This is a genomic window from Corynebacterium sp. KPL2850 (assembly GCF_040225855.1).
GTDB lineage: Bacteria > Actinomycetota > Actinomycetes > Mycobacteriales > Mycobacteriaceae > Corynebacterium.
Genome location: NZ_JBEHFV010000007.1, coordinates 43036 through 60144 on the forward strand (window position 1 = coordinate 43036; position 17109 = coordinate 60144).

Consider the following 17109-nt stretch of genomic DNA (forward strand, 5'->3'; position numbering starts at 1 on the left):
CGCGTTCTAGTGAATAGACTCAGGCTTCGGTACATAGTATTCCGTCTGGGAAGGAGAACACTCACCCATGACCGTTCGAGTGAAGACTGCGGGAATGTCCAATACAGCCCGAAATCCCGAGCGTGGTGAGTGGGTCACTCAAGCAAAGTGCCGCAATGAGGACCCGGACGCATTATTCGTGCGCGGCGCTGAACAGCGCAAAGCCGCCGTCATTTGCCGCCACTGCCCCGTATTAACGGAATGCCGCGCAGATGCCCTTGATAACCGCGTGGAATTTGGCGTGTGGGGCGGGCTGACCGAGCGCCAGCGCCGCGCGCTGTTGCGCAAGAACCCCCACATCACAGACTGGGCCAATTACCTGGCTAAGGGTGGCGAACTCGTCGGCATTTAAGGCGGTCAGGGGTGTGACTGGCCGCGCAGCGGTGGCAGCGCTGCCAAATAGGGGCGGCATAAGTCGTACTAAATCGCTAGAATGAATCCCATGACTAAATGGGAATACGCAACCGCACCAGTACTGACCCACGCCACCAAGCAGATCCTTGATTCTTGGGGCGAAGACGGATGGGAATTGGTCTCCATCACCCCTGGCCCGAACCCGGAGAACGTGGTGGCCTACTTTAAGCGCGAGGTGGCAGAGTAAATGAGCTTTTCCGCTCGCTTGAAAGAGATGGGGGTGGAGCTGCCGGGCGTCGCTAAGCCGCTGGCTTCCTATGTGCCCGCGCTGCGCGTGGGCGACCAGGTATGGACCTCTGGCCAGCTTCCCTTGGTGGATGGCTCCCTGCCGGTGACCGGCAAGGTTGGTGCTGAAGTCACCACGGAGCAGGCCCAGGACCAGGCCCGCACCGCCGTGCTCAACGCCTTGGCGGCCGTTGATGCGGAGATCGGACTGGATAATATCTCCCGCGTGATCAAGATCGTTGGCTTTGTGGCCTCGGACCCTGGCTACGAGGACCAGCCCGCGGTGGTTAACGGGGCATCGGATTTCATCGGGGAGGTATTCGGCGAGGCTGGCACGCACGCTCGTTCTGCAGTCGGTGTTGCCGCCTTGCCAAAGAATGCCCCGGTGGAGATCGAATTGATCGTAGAGATCGCTGAGTGATCGGTTAGGCTGGTAGGCATGGAGCACCCCGCATATAGTCAATTGCGTCCCGTAAGCCAATCCGTTGGCGTAGTTCTTTGTGATAATCCCAGTTATACCGCCCTCGAGGGCACGAATACCTGGATCATTAGCGCCGCTGAAGACTCTCGGTCGATCGTCGTAGATCCAGGGCCGGAGGATGAAGGCCACCTCAACGTAGTGCATCGCCATGCCGGTGAGGTGGCTTTAATTCTGCTTACCCACCGCCACGATGACCACGCTTCGGGCGCACAACGTCTCCGGCAGATGACCGGCGCGCCCATCCGCGCCTTCGATCCCAGCTATTGCAATGGCGCGGAGGCGTTGCAGAAGGGTGAAATCCTGACCCTAGAAGGCATCACCCCGCAACTGGAGGTCCTGCACACGCCGGGCCACACAGCGGACTCTACGTCCTTTTTCGTGTGGAGCGGGGAGGCGGATAATTCCCGGTTAGAAGGCATCGCCACCGGCGATACCATCGCGGGGCGCCACACCGTTTTGCTCTCAGAAACAGACGGTGATTTGGCGGATTACCTGCGTACCTTGGACGTGCTGGAATCTCGCGGGAAAGATGTTCCGCTCTTCCCGGGCCACGGGCCGGATTTGGAGGACACCTCGCAGGTGGCGCGCAAGTACATTGACCGCCGCCATTACCGCCTCGACCAGATCCGGGAAATCCGCTCCCGGCTGGGTGATGACGTGGATCTGACCACCTTGGTCAATGAAATGTATGATGATGTGGATCCGGTGCTGCGCCATGCCGCAGAGCAGTCTACGCGCACCGCGTTGAAGTACCTCGACGGTACCGGTACCGACAACTAACGCGCGGCGCGGTAGGACGCCGGCTAAAACGCTTATTCCCTCCGCTCCCTAGTGCTTATGCACGGAGGCGGAGGGAATTTGTGGTTTTTATCGCGCGCGGCGGGCGAGGTGCTCGGTATCGACGATGAGCACGGACTTGCCCTCGAGGCGAATCCAACCGCGGTGGGCGAAGGTAGCCAGGGCCTTATTAACGGTCTCGCGGGAAGCGCCTACCAGCTGGGCAATCTCTTCCTGGGTGAGATCGTGGTTGACGCGCAGCGCGCTGCCTTCCTGGACACCGAAGCGGTTAGCCAGCTGCAGCAGGGTCTTGGCAACGCGGCCGGGCACATCGGTGAAGATGAGGTCCGCTAAGTTGGCGTTGGTGCGGCGCAGGCGGCGGGCCAGCACGCGCAGCAGCTGCTGGGCGATGGCGGGGTGATCGCTGACCCACTTATCCAGCAGCTCGGAGTTCATGGTGGCGGCCTGGACCTCGGTCACGCAGACGGCGGACGAGGTGCGTGGGCCCGGATCGAAGATGGAGAGCTCACCGAACATATCGGAGGGGCCCATCACAGTCAGGAGGTTTTCGCGTCCATCCGGGGCGTGGCGGGCGAGCTTAATCTTGCCGGAGGTGATGATATACAAACGGTCACCGGGCTCGCCTTCATCGAAGATGGTGGTACCGCGCGGGAAGCGCACTGTCTCCATCTGCTCGAGAAGATTCTGCACTGCTACGGGATCAACGCCTTGGAAGATTCCGGCGCGGGAGAGGGTGTCCTGTACGCCTTCCACGTTTTACTCCTTGGATGTCGACTGCGAAAAGTCACTAAAGTGCTTGGGCCACATCCTTTTGCGGGCTCCAGGGAGGCACGCTAATGCGGAACAAGCGGGGTCAATTTTTAGCGTACCCCATTTTACAGTGCAGTTAGTCACTTTTGGACACTGTCCCCATAATGGTCACACGACAGAAATGGGTTCACTTACGCCCCTAGTGTTACAGCCAGCGGATTTCCGGCTAATCGGCGAAGACAACTGCTTCCAATTTTTCCATGAGGAGGGCGAAAAGGGCGATACCAAGCGGTACAAAAATAACAAGTGAAATCATGTATTCCTATCCTACTAAGCTTGGCGGCATGAGTTCATCACTGCCGGCCACCGCGGCCCCGAGTAAGAGAGCGCCCATCATTAACGAGCGATTGGCAAGCGAACACCCCGATGCGCGGTGCGAGCTCGATTTCGACTCTCCCCTCCAACTCTTGGTGGCCACGGTGCTTTCCGCGCAGTGCACGGATGCGCGCGTGAACTCGGTAACCCCTGAGCTGTTTCGCGCCTATCCCACCGCGGCCGATTATGCGGCAGCCAGCCGGGAGGATCTGGAGGCGATCCTGCGGCCGCTGGGGTTTCAGCGGGCAAAGGCGGGGCATCTTATGGGCATCGGCGAGCGCTTGGTTTCTGAATTCGGCGGCGAGGTGCCACAGACCGTAAAGGAACTGACCTCCCTGCCTGGGGTGGGCCGCAAGACGGCGCTGGTGGTGCTGGGCGATGCCTTCGGGGTACCGGGCCTTACCGTGGATACGCACTTTAGCCGCCTGATGCAGCGCCTGGAGCTGACGGGGGAGAAGACGCCGGTGAAGATAGAAAGGGACATCGCCAAGCTCATTGCAGAGGCCGAGTGGACGATGTTTTCCCACCGCATCATTTTTCACGGCCGGCGCGTCTGCCATGCCCGGAACCCGGAGTGTGGGAATTGCGTGGTGCGGGATCTGTGCCCAGCTGCATTAAGCTAGCGGTATGAAAAAATACGTCTTCGGCACCGTCATTGCGGCCATTGTCATCGCAGCCCTCGTGGTGGTGGGGGTCATGCAGCTGCGTGGGGATGACAACGGCACGGGCGATTCGGCGCAGGCCCCTGGCGCGGGATCGGAATCGGGCTCGGCGGGTTACCAGGACGTGGCCGAGCGCCCAGATTGCCCCGCGGGGCCCATCGCCGGGGTGGAACTGGAATGCTTGGGCGGCGATGATGCACGCGAAGGGGACAAGGCGGATGAAGGCATTACCATCGCCAATGTGTGGGCATGGTGGTGCGAGCCGTGCCGCGCGGAATTGCCCCACCTGGACGAGGTGGCAAAGTCTCACCCTGACTGGAAGGTCATTGGGGTGCACGCGGATAAAAACGCCGCCAACGGGGCTGCCTTTCTCAACGATGTGGGAGTAGACCTGCCGAGCTTCCAAGATCCGGATAATAGCTTCGCGGGCACGCTGGGACTGCCGGGCGTGGTTCCCGTGACCGTGATTCTCCGCGATGGGGAAGTGGTTAAGCAGGCAGCCCAGCCGTTTACCTCGGCGGCCGAAATCGAAAAAACGGTTGAGGAGGCGCTCGCCGGATGAGTGAATTATGGCCCGAGTACGCACCCGAGTGGATAAAACCCGCGCTGGGCGTCGATCCGAGTCAGGTGCAGGAACTTATTGGGCAGCGGCAAGCATCGCAGCTCAATGGCTCAGAGGAAGAGGTGCCAACCAAGCGGGAAGCCGCGGTGCTGATGCTGCTTAGCGGGAACAGTGTGGAGGATGGCGAAATTTTGCTTACGCACCGCTCGCCGTCCCTGCGCTCGCATTCCGGTCAGATTGCCTTTCCTGGCGGCCGGCGGGATCCGGGTGATACCTCGCTGGTAGATACCGCCCTGCGGGAGGCGTGGGAGGAAACCGATCTGCAGCGCCACACGGTCACGCCCTTAGAGCAGTGGGAACAGCTGCACATTCGCGCCACGGGGAATCCGGTAAGCCCCATCCTGGCCCATTGGAACCAGCCGGGCGAAGTCTATCCCGCTAGCCCGGCGGAGACCGATGATGTGTTCTTCGTCCCGCTCGGGGAGCTCATTGACCCCCGCAACCGCCTGCTGGTGGGATTTAAGCAGTGGCAAGGCCCGGCGTTTTATGCCAATGACTACGTGATTTGGGGCTTTACTGCCGGAGTTCTGTCAGCATTATTGGAGCATTCTGGGTGGAGCGTACCGTGGGATAACAATTCGGTCATAGACCTGCGTGACACCCTCAAAAAGTCCCGCAATAATGAGAAGATGTCCTAATTGCCCGCGCGCTTAAGGTGCCGGAGGACGCACGAGATTTCGATCGAGAAAGAACCAAAGCCATGACTGCTGCGCTCGTTGTTGACGGCCTGATTGTGCTTGCCGTATTAGCAGCATTGCTAAGTGGTTGGCGCAATGGTGCGCTCGCCGCGGTGCTCTCCGCCATTGGCGTGGGCGCGGGCCTCGTGGTGGGCATCGCCGTAGCACCCAGCGTATTGCGCACAGTGGAGGAGCCTTCGCTGCGCCTGCTCCTGCTCGTGGGCATCCTAGTTTTGCTGGTGGGTATTGGGCAGATCATTGGTTCCTCCTTGGGCACCAGCATGCGCGATCGCATGAAGGCGCGCACCACCCAGCGGATAGATTCGCTATTCGGCGCGGTCTTTCAGTCCTTCATCGCGCTCATCGTCATCTGGATGATTTCCATTCCCGTGGCCACCAATTTGGGCGGATCCGCGGGGCAGGGGCTGCGCGATTCCCGCATCCTGAGCAACCTCAACGCGGCCGCCCCGACGCGCCTGGCTTCCCTTCCCAATGGCGTGGCGGCGTTGCTCAATGAATCGGGGCTTCCGCCCTTGGTCTCGCCGTGGGAAAATTCCATCAGCGGCAAGGACGTTGAGGACCCCGCCCCAGACGTGCAGGATCCAGAGCTAGTGCGCAGCATCCGCCCGTCCATCATTCATGTGCTTGGCGATGCCGAAGAGTGCTCCCGCCGCCTCATGGGTTCCGGTTTCGTGGTGGACAATGACTATGTGGTCACCAATGCCCACGTGGTGGCCGGCACCCAAACGGTGAGGTTGGATACGAAGCTGGGGCTGAAAGACGCCTCGGTGGTCTACTACAACCCAGAGGTCGATATCGCCGTCTTGCACGCGCCGGATCTGGGCATCCAGCCCCTGCCGTGGGCGCAGCAGCCGGCCCAGACCGGCGACGACGCCATGGTCATGGGCTTCCCACACTCAGGCCCCTTTAATGCGGAAATGGCCCGCGTGCGCGATCGCATCACCATCGCCGGGCCAGATATCTACTCCCAAGGCCGGGTAGAGCGCGATTCTTATACCGTGCGTGGCAATATCCAACAGGGCAATTCTGGCGGCCCGCTGGTCAATACCGCGGGCGAGGTCTTGGGCGTTATCTTCGGCGCCTCAGTGGACGATTCTGAGACCGGATACGCGCTGACCGCAGACGAGGTCATCGGCCACATTGGGGATGTCACCCAATTGCAGCGCCCAGTAGAAACCGGCGAGTGCGTGGCGCACTAGTTTTTCGTACTAGAACCGCGTGGGGTATGTCTCCCCACGCGCCGCCCTACGCGCCCTACGCCCCCTACGCGTCGAGCCAGCGGCGCAGCTCGTCGACGAACGCCTCAGGGGCCTCGAGGAAGGGCAGGTTCTTGGCCCCTGGGATCGAGGTGGCGCTAAACCCCGCGCGGGCGCGCAGGGCCGCCCGCTGGATGACGGGGTTCCACAGGCGCTGTTGGGCGTGGATGAAAAGGACGGGGCGCTTGACGGCTAATTCGGACCAGTTCAAGGGCACTACGGCGGTGCGCATCCGGTGGTTCCACAGGATTCCGCGGCGCACCTTGCCAATCTGGGAGGCGCGCAGGCGCAGGGCAAGGATGGACTCTAGGGTGGCATCGGCAAGCGCGGGCCCCGTATCCAGGCTGAGCTCCTTGCGGTAGGCCCGGGGGCTAAGCAGCAGGGTATTCGCGCGGGTGACCTTGGGCAGGTGGCAGAGGAGGGAACGCAGGATCATCCACCCAAAGTCCCAGGGGCGCGCGGCGATGGCGCGGCGGATATCAACCGGGTGCGCGGCCGAGACCGAAACCAAGCCGCGCACGCGATTGGGGCGCTCGGCGGCCAGGCACCACGCTACCGCGCCACCGGTATCGGCGCCGACGATATAGGCGTCATCGTGGCCCAAGGCCTGGATGAGGCCATCCAGATCCCCGACCAAGGTGCGGATATCCTGGCCGGGATCGATGGGCGGCTTATCGGACATGCCAAAGCCGCGCATATCCACCGCGGCGACGTGGTAGCCGCACTGGGCGAGGGGCCCTATGACCTCCTGGAAATCGAACCAGCCGCCAAAAGCGCCGTGAATAAAAACGACGAGGGGATCGGCGCTATCGCCCGCTATGGCCACGTGCAGGCGGATGCCCCGGGTGTGGACAAACTCGTGCGCAAAGGGTCCTTCCAGCTCAACCGTGGAGGGGGGAAGTGGTGCTAAGGCCATGGAGGGCAAGGCGCCTTTCTATGTGTACAGAAAATCCGCCCCAGGAAAGGCTGAGGCGGATCTCATGGTGCGTGCGGTTTAGGTATACAGGCCGTGAGTGTCCTTGCGGTCCAGCGACTTCTGCGCCTTACCCGGAATCAGGTTCTTGAGTTCCTTGGTGGAATCTATGGTCTTCTGCGGGGCCTTAACCTTCTTGACGTTCTTGACACCGAGCAGGGCGAGGGCGCCGGCAGCCACGATCATCACGAGGAAGACGATCAAGAAGGCAGCCCAGCGCTCCAGCCAGAGCGCGAGGAGCTCAGCGAGGAAGAAGAAAAAGAAGAAGGAGCTGTACAGTGCGATGGTGCCGGCCGCACCGAAGAAGCCGGCGCCGATGCCGCCCTTCTTGGCGGACTGCGCCAGCTCCGTCTTGGCCAGCTCTACCTCAGAGCGCACGAGCTGGGACATCTGCTCGGTGGCATTGGAGACCAACTTGCCGATGGAGGTTTCGGAGGACGATGCATCAACATCGCTCAAAGGAATCGAATTAACCTTTGGTGCGAATTGATCGGTGCCGTCAGTAAATAATCCATCGTTGCTCACGATTAATTCTCCTCGTTTTCATCTAAACCTTGTAACGGCCCCAATGATAATAGATACAGCGCGGTTTTACGGTGCCACGCCAAAAGGTAGGGGCCTTCGGGGCTCGGGGCGTCTAGGGCTATCCTAATGTATATGCCAGAAAATGACCCGTTATCCCCGCTATTTCGCATCTCGGGGGTGAAAGAAGGTGCGGAAAAGGCCGCAGCGGCCATCGCGCGCGCCCACCGTAGGCCCGCAGGGTTGCGCAGGTATGAGGTCATCTCCGCGGAGTCCTTGATGCGCGGGGCGCGCGCTAGCGTGGCCTTGGATGGGCACGCCATCCCCCCGCATCCTGGCCCGGGCGATGTGGAAAGCGGGCCGCTCGCCGGCGCGGTCAGCGCGTATTCCGTGGTAGCCCCTGAGGTGGTAGATTCCACCGTCCGCTCTTTTGCCCGCGCGCCGCTGCAGGTGCTCGCGCGCATCGACGTCGCTGCCGGCGGCAACGGGATTCCCAGCGGCGATAGCGCGCGCTTGCAGGGCTTGGCGCGCCTGATTGCGCAGGGCAGCGGACCGGCATTCCGCGATCTCTTGCCGAGCGTCGTGCACGCCGAAATCGAGGCAGGCGAATTCTTTGGCCCGCGCAGCGGCGTCGTAGCACGCGTTGCGGCCCGCCTTGCCGCCATACACACCGGCTTCGATCCCCGCGGGTTCGCCGTGCCAGAGGTGTATTTCCACCGCCATTCCACGGCCTACCGCGAGTGCCGCGCGAGCTACCGCGACAGCCCCGGCGAGGTGGTGCTTTTTCACCTCTCCGCCTGGGAGGTAGGCGGCAAAGAAGCCGATGCCATCGCCCGCGCGGCCTAACCGTACGCTCGTACCCGGTAGGCGGTGAACATCCATTCGGTGCAGGTCAGCGCCGTGCAGGTAGATAATTTTTCTTAGCTGTTGTGATCGGGTAGTGAACGTGTCATAATAATAGGTGCAAGGCCCCGATATACTGTGCGGCCTGCCCCGGCTCGCCCCCCGAGGCCGGGTTACCGACGGCCCGCGCGCACCCCCGATGCGCGGGCCGTCACCTATATCTACGGTTATCCACAAGGCTTTGTAGAAATTTCAACTAACTGAGCGCTAAGTGGTAGCTTTTGCCCTTTTATCCACAGGCGGGAAGTCCCATCCCTAGTGCAGCCGAGGCGGGTGCTTCAGGCTAGGGGACATGAATACAGCACACTCTCGCTCCACCATCGTCGTCGCCATAGGCGAGGAAGCCCTGCGCGCCGAGGCGGTCCATGCCGCCGCCGCGACCAGCCACGAGGTCATCACGGTAACCGATCCCCGCGATATCCCACGCAGCCTCCCCGGAGCCTATATGGTCTTGGTCGACGCGCTCATGGCGCGCGTTATCGCCTCGACCCAAGCCGCACAGACCGCGCCCGCCCCGGTGCTTTTCCTCGCCGCGGATCCGGGGCCCATCGATTATGAGGCAGCGCTTGCCTGCCATGCGGACCGCGCTTTCATTATCCCCGCGGAGATTAAGGACCTGCTGGCGGCAATCGCCCAGGCCGCGCACCCGCCAGAAGATCGCCCCGGTACCGCCACCATCGCGGTGGTGGGCGCCAGTGGTGGGGTAGGAGCCTCTACCTTTGCAGCAGCCTTGGCGCGATCTCACTGCACGGCGGGCGAGCAGGCGAGGGCGCTGCTTATCGATGCCACCGCGCACTCCGGCGGGCTCGATCTCCTCCTCGGCGTGGAAACCGCGCCAGGTGCCCGCTGGCCGGAGCTCAATATTGGCGATGGCAGCATCGATGCCGCAGATCTTTACCGCGCCTTGCCTTCTACCGCTGATGACATAGCGGTGCTATCCGCGGCGCGCAGCACGGTGAAAGACACCTTCACGCTGGATGCCGCGCTCTTGGCGGCGGCGACGTCTGCGGCGCACGCAGGCGAGGGCCTGTGCGTTGTGGATTGCACGGCGGAAAATATCCCGGCTGCCTGCACGCACGTGGTGTTGGTGGTGGCTGCGGAGGTGCGATCGGCAGCGGCGGCCGCACAACTCATCCTGCGCATGGATGAGGCCCGGCGCGACATCGTGGTGGTGCTGCGCCAACGGCAGTGGGCGGCGCTGAGCGCGCCGGAGGTAGAAGACATCATCCACCACCGGGTCAGTGCCCAATTGCCTACCGTGCGCGGGCTAACCCGCAGCATCGAGATCGGCGGACTCCCGGCCCGACTTCCCGCGGCTTTGGCCAAAACCGCCACTGCGGTGCGCGAGGAGGTAGGGGTATGAGCGCAGCGATGGATAGTTCGACCGAAACCATGGAGAAGATGCAGCGGCTCATTGCTGCCGAACCAGATCTGGTGCACGACGCCTCTAGCTTGGCCCGGCGGATCCGCGAGGAAGCGGGGGTCATCAGTGACGTAGCCGTAGTGGATCTGCTTCGGCGCCTGCGCCAGGACGCCACCGGCATGGGGCCACTGGATGCCTTATTGGCCCGGCAGGGCGTGACCGATGTCGTGGTCAACGGGCCCGAAGACGTCTTCATGGACCGCGGCGAGGGGCTAGAGCGCAGCGATATCACCTTTCGCAACGATGGGGAGGTGCGCCAGCTCGCTTCCCGGTTGGCCGCGGCCTCGGGAACGCGGCTTGATGATGCCCAGCCTTTTGCCGATGGCCGCGTTACGCGCCCCGATGGCGTCGTGCTCCGCGTGCACGCCCTTTTAAGCCCACCCGCCGTGGGCGGAACGTGCATTAGCCTGCGCGTATTGCGGCAGGCGCAGACCACTCTGCCGCAGTTGGTGGCCAATGGCACCGTGCCCGAAGACATTGGCCAACTGCTTGCCGCGATGGTGGACAAGCGGGTGTCCTTCCTCGTTATTGGCGGAACCGGTTCCGGCAAGACGACGCTGCTCTCGGCGCTTTTAGGGACCGTATCCGAGCGCGAGCGCATCGTGGTCATCGAAGATACGGCGGAGCTATCACCCCACCACCCGCATTGCGTGAGCATCGTCTCGCGCCGGGCAAACGCTGAAGGTAGCGGGGAAATCACCATGGCGCAATTGCTGCGGCAGGCGCTGCGCATGCGCCCAGACCGCATCGTCGTCGGTGAAATTCGCGGCCCAGAGGTAGTCGATCTCCTCGCCGCGCTGAATACGGGACACGATGGTGGCGCGGGCACCTTGCACGCCAATTCCCTCTTTGAGGTACCCGCCCGCATGGAGGCCCTCGGCGCGCTCGGCGGCCTGGACCGCAGCGCCCTGCACTCGCAATTAGCGGCCGCCGTCAACGTGGTGCTGACCATGGAGCGCACGCCACATGGCCGGCGCCTGGCCCATATCGGCGTCTTAGAGGGCAATCCGGTCACCCCGCGCATCGTCTGGAGTGCAACCGAGGGCCCCGCGCCCGGCTTTGCGGAATTCTCGGCCGCGCTGTTGGAGGAACCGCACGAAGAAGCAGGAGGTCAGGCGGATGCTTAGCTTCTTATTGCTCGCCGCAGCGCTGTTGCTGTCTGTGCCCTCGAGCGCATCCCGCATTGCTGGCAAGGGCAGCCGGATAAAGGCCAGCTCCTTAGCCATTTTGGGCGCCGTATTCTGCGGCAGCTTGGTCTTCTTCTCGGTCGGGCGGATGAGTATTGCGGTTGCGGCAGCGATCATCGCCTGGTGCGTGTCGTGGTATGTCAAGGACATCATGGCCGCCCGCACGCGCCGGTGCGGCCGCGAAGCCCTAGCCGGATACTTCGGGGTCGTCACCGCTGACCTGCGCGCTGGGGCAACCCTTGCAAGGGCGCTATCGCGCGGGGCGGAGTCCCTTCCCTCGACGACGCCGCGGGATATGAGCGCGGCCTTAGAATCCACTGCTACCGCGGCGGCGCGCGGTGCGCCCCCACACGTGGCGCTCTCAGGAGCCCATGCGGATGCAGAACTTACCCGGCTGGGCCACCTGCTTGAATTATCCACACAGCACGGCATCGCGGTGGCAAGCCTCTTTGAGCAGGCCCAAAGCCGAATGGATGCGCTGCGCCGCCACCACCAATCCACCGCGGCCGGGCTGCAAGGACCCCAAGCTACGGCCACGGTCTTGGCCTGCCTTCCCATTGCGGGCATCGCCATGGGCGGGGCGATGGGGGCCAATTCGCTGGGCTTCTTGCTCGGCGGGGGATTAGGCGGAATCCTGCTGGTCATCGGGGTGGGGCTTGCCTGCGGCGGCTTTGCCTGGTCCCGCGTCATTATCAGGAAGGCGGCACCATGATGGCCTTTATCTGCCTGGCGCTGGCCGTGCTCGTTGGGCTGCCGGCCACCAAGGGGCGGCTGGGGCCGGCTACGGCACAATACACAGCGCAGCACACGGCGAAGACCCCGCGCGCCGGCCCAAGAAAGCGCGATGGCGCAACAGCGCGCGGGGGATTGATGAGCAAACTCCAGCCATCTACCACCGTGGATCCACTCCTCGTGGCCGGGGATATCGAACTTTTCGCAGCTTGCCTGAGTGCGGGCCTGACGGTGCACGCGGCTGCTACGGCAGTCGCGCGCACGGCAGAGGCCGATACCCAGCACCTGTGGGAGACGGTATCCGCGCTCCTAGGGGTTGGCGTGCCCACGGAATCTGCATGGGACCACATGAAAGGCCATGCGGGACTAGAGGACGTGGCGGGGCTTGTCATCTTATCGGGCCAATCCGGCGCCACCATAGCCGCCGGATGTACGCGAATCTGTACTTCATTGCGCGCCGAAGCATCTGCTCACGCTACGGCTAAAGCAGAGCGTGCAGGAGTATTCATTGCCCTCCCACTGGCGGTGTGCTTCCTGCCAGCATTCATCGTTCTAGGCCTCGCGCCCGTAGTGATCAGCTTGGGCGCGCAGCTTTTCTAGACGCACCACCTTTCACTTCTACTCAACCACTCAACCACCACACCTTTTAAGAAAGGACTCCTAAAATGTCTGCACTATTTATTAAGTACTCCCAGCTCACCCGCGCCCTCGTCCGCAACGATGAGGGGATGAGCACGATTGAATACGCCATGGGATCGCTCGCGGCCGCAGCGCTTGCCGGCGTGCTGTACATGGTTATCAACGGCGGCGGTGTGGTCGATGCCATCGAGGGAATTATCACCGATGCGCTATCGAATACTCCAAGCTAGCCGGGCGCACTAGAAAACAAGAAAGGAGGAATCATGCGCACGGTAGTCGATGACGATGGTTCCGTGACCATCGAGGCCGCCCTGGCATTAAGCTCCCTCGTCCTCGTGGCGGCGGGCATCATCGGTGCGATTGCGACGATGGCGTCCTATATCGCGGCGGTGGATATGGCGGGCGCGGCGGCTAGGTCGCACGCCATCGGCGTCGAGTACCAACCGGCGCGCGAGGATGCCCGGGTGAGCGTGCAGGAAAGTGCGGGGCTTATCAGGGCATCGGTAAGCGTCGATGCTCCCATTGGCACCATGAGCGCGGAAGCGGTCTTTCCCGCCGAGGTGGCCGGCAATGACTAGCAGGCTCCACGGCGAGGATGGATACGCCACCATCGCAGCCACCGGAATCATCGTCGCCATTATCAGCTTATTGCTGGTCATCGCGGCGGTGGGATCTCGTGTGACCGCGCGCCATGAAGCGCAAGTGGCCGCGGACCTTGCCGCCGTGGCCGGCGCGTGGGCCTTAGCCACCGGCAAGGATGCATGTGCGGCCGCAGAAAGCACCGCGCGGGATAACGGCGCGAGCCTCGAGGAATGCACAGAAAATGTACCCGATATCATCGCCGTTGCCGCGGTGCGCGGCCAGAGCGCCAAGGCCAAGGCGGGCCCAGTCTAAACCGCGGCATCCTGCGTCATGGTGACGAGCGCGCCGAGCAGCTTGATGGCGCCGTCCTTGCTCAGAGGATTATTTCCGTTGCCGCACTTGGGCGATTGCACGCACGATGGGCACCCGGCCTCGCACGGGCAGGAGCGCACCGCCTCAAAGGTGGCCGCGATCCACTCGGGGAAGCGGCGGAATCCCTCTTCGGCAAACCCGGCGCCACCGGGGCGGCCGTCGTAAACAAAGATGGTGGGAAGCTGTGTATCCGCGTGCAGGGCGGTGGATACGCCGCCGATATCCCAGCGGTCGCAGGTGGCGATAAGCGGCAGCAGGCCAATGGCGGCATGTTCGGCCGCATGCAGGGTGCCGGGGATATCGGCGGCGGTAATGCCCATCGCAGAAAGCGCCAGCGGGTCGATGGTATAGGCCACGGCGCGGGTGGTCAGCCGCTGTTCGGGGAGATCGAGGGGGATATCGTCGCCGATGGTGCCATCGGCAAGCCGCACCTGATAGCCGGTGACGCGGTCGGTGACCTCGACCTCCACGTCCGCCACCCACAGGCCTGGGGAGTAATTGACCAGGTTATCGGCCTCGCGCACGATGCGAATATCTGTCGTGGAGCGCGGGGTGGTCGAATACTCGGGGGTTTCCGGGCGGGCAAGCGCCACATAATCGGCCAGGAGGAGTTCCTCGATGACAAAGCTTTCGCCCTGGTGCAGGTAGACCGCGCCGGGGTGGACCTGGCTGGTCGCGCGGGCTGCATCGATGGTGCCCAAAAGACGCCCATCGGAGGCATCCACGATCATGACCTCCTCGCCTGATCCGCCGCGCAGCGATACCGCTGAGTGGGCGGTTTCCGGAGAGAGCTCCTCCGCGCTGGAAGCGGGAATGGGCACGGCAAACCATCCGCGCTCGCGGCGGCGCACGAGGCCTTGCTCCGCAAGCTGGTGGATGACCTCGCTGGCACCCCACTGAGCAATGGTGGCATCATCCAGCGGTTTTTCCACCGCCGCGCAGTAGAGGTGTCCAAAGAGGATGTAGGGATTCGTGGGGTTAAAGACGCTTGCTTCTACCGGTTTTCCCAGTAGCGCATCGGGGTGGTGCACCAGGTAGGTATCCATGGGTTCATCGCGGGCTACGAGCACTACGAGCGAGCCTTGACCGCGGCGGCCTGCGCGCCCGGCTTGCTGCCAAAAACTGGCCACGGTGCCCGGAAACCCTGCGGTAACCACGGCATCGAGCCCGCCGACGTCGATGCCCAGCTCGAGGGCGGAGGTGGTGGCGACGCCTAATAGGGAGGCATCGTCAAGCGCTTGCTCTAGCCGGCGGCGGTCCTCGGCCAAGTAACCGGCGCGGTAGGCGGCGATGCGCTGTGCGAAATCCGGCCGGCCCAAACTGCCGGAGAGGGTCTCGGCGGCTACCATCGCCACGACCTCGGCGGAGCGGCGGGAGCGCACAAAGGTCATGGTCCGGGCGCCTTCCGCGATGAAGGTCGCCATCATCTCGGCTGCCTCGGTGGTGGCCGCGCGCCGGACGGGGGCGCCGTGCTCGCCCTCCGCGCCCTCCAGGAATCCAGGCTCCCAGAGCGCGACCGTGCGCGCGCCGGTGGGGGCGGAATCCTCAGTAATCGCATGCGCCGGGCGGCCGGTGAGGCGCTCGGCATGCCGCGCCGGATCATTCATGGTTGCGGAGGCATAAATGATGGTGGGCCGCGATCCATAATGCCGGCACAGACGGAGCAGGCGGCGCACCACCAGGGCCACATTGGCGCCGAATACGCCCCGGTAGGAATGGCATTCATCGATGACAATGAACTCCAGGTGGCGCAGCACCCGCGCCCACCGCGCGTGCGCGGCCAGCATGGACATGTGCACCATATCGGGATTGGAAAACACCAGGCGCGAATGCTCGCGCACGCCCGCCCGCGACTCCTGGGGCGTATCGCCGTCATAGGGCGCGGGCACCACGTTCTTGAGCTCCGGAATCCCGCGGCACAGCTCGAGCGCGGACTGCAGCTGGTCCGATCCCAGGGCCTTGGTGGGGGTGAGGTAGAGCGCGCACGCGGTCTGATCCTCTGCCAACCGGGTGAGGATGGGCAGCTGATAGCCCAGGGATTTTCCGGACGAGGTACCGGTGGAAATTACCGCGTCGCGGCCCTGCCACGCGCATTCGGCGAGCTCGGCCTGGTGCGCATAGAGCTTGCCGATGCCCCCATCTACCACCTTCTCCTTCAACCCCGGCAGCACCCACTCCGGCCAATCGGCGTAGCGGGCCCGTTGCGCCGGGAGCGTGGTGTGAAACGTCAGGGTGGACTCAGAAAGGCGCCGCTGGATGAGTTCTAGGAGCTCTTCACCAATGGGGTTATCGCCAGCCGGGTGAGACAATTTTTACCCCCTTGTGAGTTAAATCTATCGCTTTGGCGTGGAACGTGTCACACTGTTGACAGGCCAATGTTGTCTTGGTGCGGTTTTATACTTCACGGTACTGCTCGAGGACCCATTTACCGAATAACTACCGGCGCGGTTTCCGCGCTACCTCTTTAAGAAAAGGAACTCAGTTCACCATGACTCAAGGAACCGTTAAGTGGTTTAACTCCGAAAAGGGATACGGCTTCATCGAGCGCGAGGACGGCGGTGGAGACATCTTCGTGCACTACTCCGAAATTCAGGGCAGCGGCTTCCGCACCTTGGAAGAAAACCAGAAGGTCAGCTTCGAGGTTGGATCCGGCCCGAAGGGCGACCAGGCGCAGGCCGTTTCCATCCTCTAAACCCCAGGGGGTTTAGAGCCCCAGGGGGTTAGAGCCCTAGGGCGTTTCGGCGTAGCCGCGGCGGGTATCCCACCACTCCATGATGCTGTTTTGGGCCTTTTGCAGTCCCAAGCCGATGAATACGGCGGCGATAATGCTGATAACCATCGCAAACAGTGGGGTATCGGAGAACGCCAAGCCGCCCACATAACCAATGGCCAAGGCTTGGAATGCCCAGAGCATCACGCCAATGGTGTCGAAGAAAAGGAAGACCGGCCAGGGAAAGCGCATTGACCCCAGTAAAATGGTCATAAAGAGCCTTGCTGAGGGGATAAAGCGCGCAATGATAATGGCCGCGCCACCGCCGCGGCGCATATTGCGTTTTACCCAGGTGAGGGCCTCGTAGGCCTTCGTTCCTTTCTGAATGCGGTTAAGCAGTGGCATAAACCGCGTGCCCAGCAAAAAGCACAGGTTATCGCCCAACATGGCGGCTACGAGCGCCGCAAAGAACATGGTGGGCAGGTGCGGAAATCCCTGCGAGCCGGCCCAGGCGCCGGCCATATTCAGCGGGATTTCGGAAGGGAGCACTGGAAAGAAACAGTCCCCGAAAATGAGCAGGCCCACGATTGGATACACCCACTCCGTGCCCATGATGGCTTCAATCCACATCGTTACTGTGTCAACCATCTAATCCTCCACGGGGTGTGTTGTGGGTGTGCTATCGTCCCCAACAATGCTTTCACAGCTGCTGGACTTTCTAAAAAGGTCAGTATAGACCGGTTCGG

At 62.7% G+C, this 17109-nt stretch carries 22 protein-coding genes; 17 read left to right on the top strand and 5 right to left on the bottom strand.

The features are described 5' to 3' along the window. Window positions 1-67 precede the first annotated feature (67 nt). From ABRP93_RS03760 to ABRP93_RS03775, 4 genes are all read left to right on the top strand, one after another. Window positions 68-391 (top strand): WhiB family transcriptional regulator, encoded by a 324-nt coding sequence (locus ABRP93_RS03760; RefSeq protein WP_005276491.1) that lies wholly within the window; start codon window positions 68-70, stop codon window positions 389-391. 90 nt (window positions 392-481) lie between these two features. Next, a complete protein-coding gene (gene sp36, locus ABRP93_RS03765) occupies window positions 482-640 on the top strand; it encodes a Sp36 family protein (RefSeq protein ID WP_126318073.1) in 159 nt (52 codons plus the stop codon). Then, a complete protein-coding gene (locus tag ABRP93_RS03770) occupies window positions 641-1099 on the top strand; it encodes a RidA family protein (RefSeq protein WP_349886959.1) in 459 nt (152 codons plus the stop codon). A gap of 18 nt (window positions 1100-1117) precedes the next feature. Further along, window positions 1118-1939 (top strand): MBL fold metallo-hydrolase, encoded by an 822-nt coding sequence (locus ABRP93_RS03775; protein WP_349886960.1) that lies wholly within the window; start codon window positions 1118-1120, stop codon window positions 1937-1939. 87 nt (window positions 1940-2026) lie between these two features. Here ABRP93_RS03775 and glxR read toward each other — a convergent pair whose 3' ends face one another. Beyond that, window positions 2027-2710 (bottom strand): CRP-like cAMP-activated global transcriptional regulator GlxR, encoded by a 684-nt coding sequence (gene glxR / locus ABRP93_RS03780; RefSeq protein WP_005276495.1) that lies wholly within the window; start codon window positions 2708-2710, stop codon window positions 2027-2029. A 341-nt stretch (window positions 2711-3051) separates the two neighbouring features. Here glxR and nth point away from each other — a divergent pair, with 341 nt between their 5' ends. The 4 genes from nth to ABRP93_RS03800 all read left to right on the top strand — a co-directional run bounded on the left by nth (window position 3052) and on the right by ABRP93_RS03800 (window position 6263). Continuing rightward, window positions 3052-3705 (top strand): endonuclease III, encoded by a 654-nt coding sequence (nth, locus tag ABRP93_RS03785; protein ID WP_034659463.1) that lies wholly within the window; start codon window positions 3052-3054, stop codon window positions 3703-3705. A 4-nt stretch (window positions 3706-3709) separates the two neighbouring features. After that, the gene (locus tag ABRP93_RS03790; RefSeq protein ID WP_023025032.1) at window positions 3710-4306 is read left to right on the top strand and encodes a TlpA family protein disulfide reductase; all 597 of its coding nucleotides are present in this window, start codon (window positions 3710-3712) and stop codon (window positions 4304-4306) included. Beyond that, window positions 4303-5004, top strand: coding sequence for an NUDIX hydrolase (locus ABRP93_RS03795; RefSeq protein WP_239268934.1), 702 nt, complete (start codon window positions 4303-4305; stop codon window positions 5002-5004). The genes ABRP93_RS03790 and ABRP93_RS03795 overlap by 4 nt, the downstream gene beginning before the upstream one ends. 62 nt (window positions 5005-5066) lie before the next feature. Further along, complete coding sequence (locus ABRP93_RS03800) at window positions 5067-6263, top strand: MarP family serine protease (protein ID WP_349886962.1); 1197 nt, start codon at window positions 5067-5069, stop codon at window positions 6261-6263. A 64-nt stretch (window positions 6264-6327) separates the two neighbouring features. Here ABRP93_RS03800 and ABRP93_RS03805 read toward each other — a convergent pair whose 3' ends face one another. Further along, window positions 6328-7236: an alpha/beta fold hydrolase gene (locus ABRP93_RS03805; protein ID WP_349886963.1), complete on the bottom strand. Its 909-nt coding sequence runs from the start codon at window positions 7234-7236 to the stop codon at window positions 6328-6330. Window positions 7237-7314: 78 nt separating this feature from the next. Continuing rightward, window positions 7315-7818, bottom strand: a complete 504-nt coding sequence (locus tag ABRP93_RS03810) for a phage holin family protein (RefSeq protein ID WP_023028175.1) — start codon at window positions 7816-7818, stop codon at window positions 7315-7317. A 126-nt stretch (window positions 7819-7944) separates the two neighbouring features. Between ABRP93_RS03810 and ABRP93_RS03815 the strand changes: the two genes are divergently transcribed. The 8 genes from ABRP93_RS03815 to ABRP93_RS03850 all read left to right on the top strand — a co-directional run bounded on the left by ABRP93_RS03815 (window position 7945) and on the right by ABRP93_RS03850 (window position 13593). Further along, on the top strand, window positions 7945-8661 hold the full coding sequence (locus tag ABRP93_RS03815) for an oxidoreductase (RefSeq protein ID WP_349886964.1): 717 nt from the start codon (window positions 7945-7947) through the stop codon (window positions 8659-8661). Between the two features lie 349 nt (window positions 8662-9010). Further along, window positions 9011-10081, top strand: coding sequence for a septum site-determining protein Ssd (ssd, locus tag ABRP93_RS03820; RefSeq protein ID WP_349886965.1), 1071 nt, complete (start codon window positions 9011-9013; stop codon window positions 10079-10081). Next, window positions 10078-11268 (top strand): TadA family conjugal transfer-associated ATPase, encoded by a 1191-nt coding sequence (locus tag ABRP93_RS03825; protein WP_349886967.1) that lies wholly within the window; start codon window positions 10078-10080, stop codon window positions 11266-11268. Before ssd ends, ABRP93_RS03825 begins: the two co-directional genes overlap by 4 nt. Continuing rightward, a complete protein-coding gene (locus tag ABRP93_RS03830; protein ID WP_349886968.1) occupies window positions 11261-12040 on the top strand; it encodes a type II secretion system F family protein in 780 nt (259 codons plus the stop codon). Before ABRP93_RS03825 ends, ABRP93_RS03830 begins: the two co-directional genes overlap by 8 nt. Next, on the top strand, window positions 12037-12660 hold the full coding sequence (locus ABRP93_RS03835) for a type II secretion system F family protein (RefSeq protein ID WP_349862109.1): 624 nt from the start codon (window positions 12037-12039) through the stop codon (window positions 12658-12660). The genes ABRP93_RS03830 and ABRP93_RS03835 overlap by 4 nt, the downstream gene beginning before the upstream one ends. Before the next feature lie 65 nt (window positions 12661-12725). Continuing rightward, window positions 12726-12929, top strand: a complete 204-nt coding sequence (locus tag ABRP93_RS03840; RefSeq protein ID WP_005276515.1) for a DUF4244 domain-containing protein — start codon at window positions 12726-12728, stop codon at window positions 12927-12929. A 33-nt stretch (window positions 12930-12962) separates the two neighbouring features. Further along, window positions 12963-13277 (top strand): hypothetical protein, encoded by a 315-nt coding sequence (locus tag ABRP93_RS03845; protein WP_023016597.1) that lies wholly within the window; start codon window positions 12963-12965, stop codon window positions 13275-13277. Beyond that, on the top strand, window positions 13270-13593 hold the full coding sequence (locus ABRP93_RS03850; protein WP_349886970.1) for an Rv3654c family TadE-like protein: 324 nt from the start codon (window positions 13270-13272) through the stop codon (window positions 13591-13593). Before ABRP93_RS03845 ends, ABRP93_RS03850 begins: the two co-directional genes overlap by 8 nt. Here the strand turns inward: ABRP93_RS03850 and ABRP93_RS03855 are convergent. Then, a complete protein-coding gene (locus tag ABRP93_RS03855; protein ID WP_349886971.1) occupies window positions 13590-15962 on the bottom strand; it encodes a DEAD/DEAH box helicase in 2373 nt (790 codons plus the stop codon). The genes ABRP93_RS03850 and ABRP93_RS03855 overlap by 4 nt on opposite strands. Window positions 15963-16141: 179 nt before the next feature. Between ABRP93_RS03855 and ABRP93_RS03860 the strand changes: the two genes are divergently transcribed. Continuing rightward, complete coding sequence (locus ABRP93_RS03860; RefSeq protein WP_005276524.1) at window positions 16142-16345, top strand: cold-shock protein; 204 nt, start codon at window positions 16142-16144, stop codon at window positions 16343-16345. 36 nt (window positions 16346-16381) lie between these two features. Here ABRP93_RS03860 and ABRP93_RS03865 read toward each other — a convergent pair whose 3' ends face one another. After that, a complete protein-coding gene (locus ABRP93_RS03865; protein WP_023025046.1) occupies window positions 16382-17011 on the bottom strand; it encodes a DedA family protein in 630 nt (209 codons plus the stop codon). Window positions 17012-17109: the final 98 nt, after the last annotated feature.

What these genes read in the sequence shown, in the direction of transcription:
- ABRP93_RS03760 (WP_005276491.1), top strand. Translation starts at nt 68, where the DNA reads ATGACCGTTCGAGTGAAGACTGCGGGAATGTCCAATACAGCCCGAAAT.
- sp36 (WP_126318073.1), top strand. Translation starts at nt 482, where the DNA reads ATGACTAAATGGGAATACGCAACCGCACCAGTACTGACCCACGCCACC.
- ABRP93_RS03770 (WP_349886959.1), top strand. Translation starts at nt 641, where the DNA reads ATGAGCTTTTCCGCTCGCTTGAAAGAGATGGGGGTGGAGCTGCCGGGC.
- ABRP93_RS03775 (WP_349886960.1), top strand. Translation starts at nt 1,118, where the DNA reads ATGGAGCACCCCGCATATAGTCAATTGCGTCCCGTAAGCCAATCCGTT.
- nth (WP_034659463.1), top strand. Translation starts at nt 3,052, where the DNA reads ATGAGTTCATCACTGCCGGCCACCGCGGCCCCGAGTAAGAGAGCGCCC.
- ABRP93_RS03790 (WP_023025032.1), top strand. Translation starts at nt 3,710, where the DNA reads ATGAAAAAATACGTCTTCGGCACCGTCATTGCGGCCATTGTCATCGCA.
- ABRP93_RS03795 (WP_239268934.1), top strand. Translation starts at nt 4,303, where the DNA reads ATGAGTGAATTATGGCCCGAGTACGCACCCGAGTGGATAAAACCCGCG.
- ABRP93_RS03800 (WP_349886962.1), top strand. Translation starts at nt 5,067, where the DNA reads ATGACTGCTGCGCTCGTTGTTGACGGCCTGATTGTGCTTGCCGTATTA.
- ABRP93_RS03805 (WP_349886963.1), bottom strand. Translation starts at nt 7,236, where the DNA reads ATGGCCTTAGCACCACTTCCCCCCTCCACGGTTGAGCTGGAAGGACCC.
- ABRP93_RS03815 (WP_349886964.1), top strand. Translation starts at nt 7,945, where the DNA reads ATGTATATGCCAGAAAATGACCCGTTATCCCCGCTATTTCGCATCTCG.
- ssd (WP_349886965.1), top strand. Translation starts at nt 9,011, where the DNA reads ATGAATACAGCACACTCTCGCTCCACCATCGTCGTCGCCATAGGCGAG.
- ABRP93_RS03825 (WP_349886967.1), top strand. Translation starts at nt 10,078, where the DNA reads ATGAGCGCAGCGATGGATAGTTCGACCGAAACCATGGAGAAGATGCAG.
- ABRP93_RS03830 (WP_349886968.1), top strand. Translation starts at nt 11,261, where the DNA reads ATGCTTAGCTTCTTATTGCTCGCCGCAGCGCTGTTGCTGTCTGTGCCC.
- ABRP93_RS03835 (WP_349862109.1), top strand. Translation starts at nt 12,037, where the DNA reads ATGATGGCCTTTATCTGCCTGGCGCTGGCCGTGCTCGTTGGGCTGCCG.
- ABRP93_RS03840 (WP_005276515.1), top strand. Translation starts at nt 12,726, where the DNA reads ATGTCTGCACTATTTATTAAGTACTCCCAGCTCACCCGCGCCCTCGTC.
- ABRP93_RS03845 (WP_023016597.1), top strand. Translation starts at nt 12,963, where the DNA reads ATGCGCACGGTAGTCGATGACGATGGTTCCGTGACCATCGAGGCCGCC.
- ABRP93_RS03850 (WP_349886970.1), top strand. Translation starts at nt 13,270, where the DNA reads ATGACTAGCAGGCTCCACGGCGAGGATGGATACGCCACCATCGCAGCC.
- ABRP93_RS03860 (WP_005276524.1), top strand. Translation starts at nt 16,142, where the DNA reads ATGACTCAAGGAACCGTTAAGTGGTTTAACTCCGAAAAGGGATACGGC.
- ABRP93_RS03865 (WP_023025046.1), bottom strand. Translation starts at nt 17,011, where the DNA reads ATGGTTGACACAGTAACGATGTGGATTGAAGCCATCATGGGCACGGAG.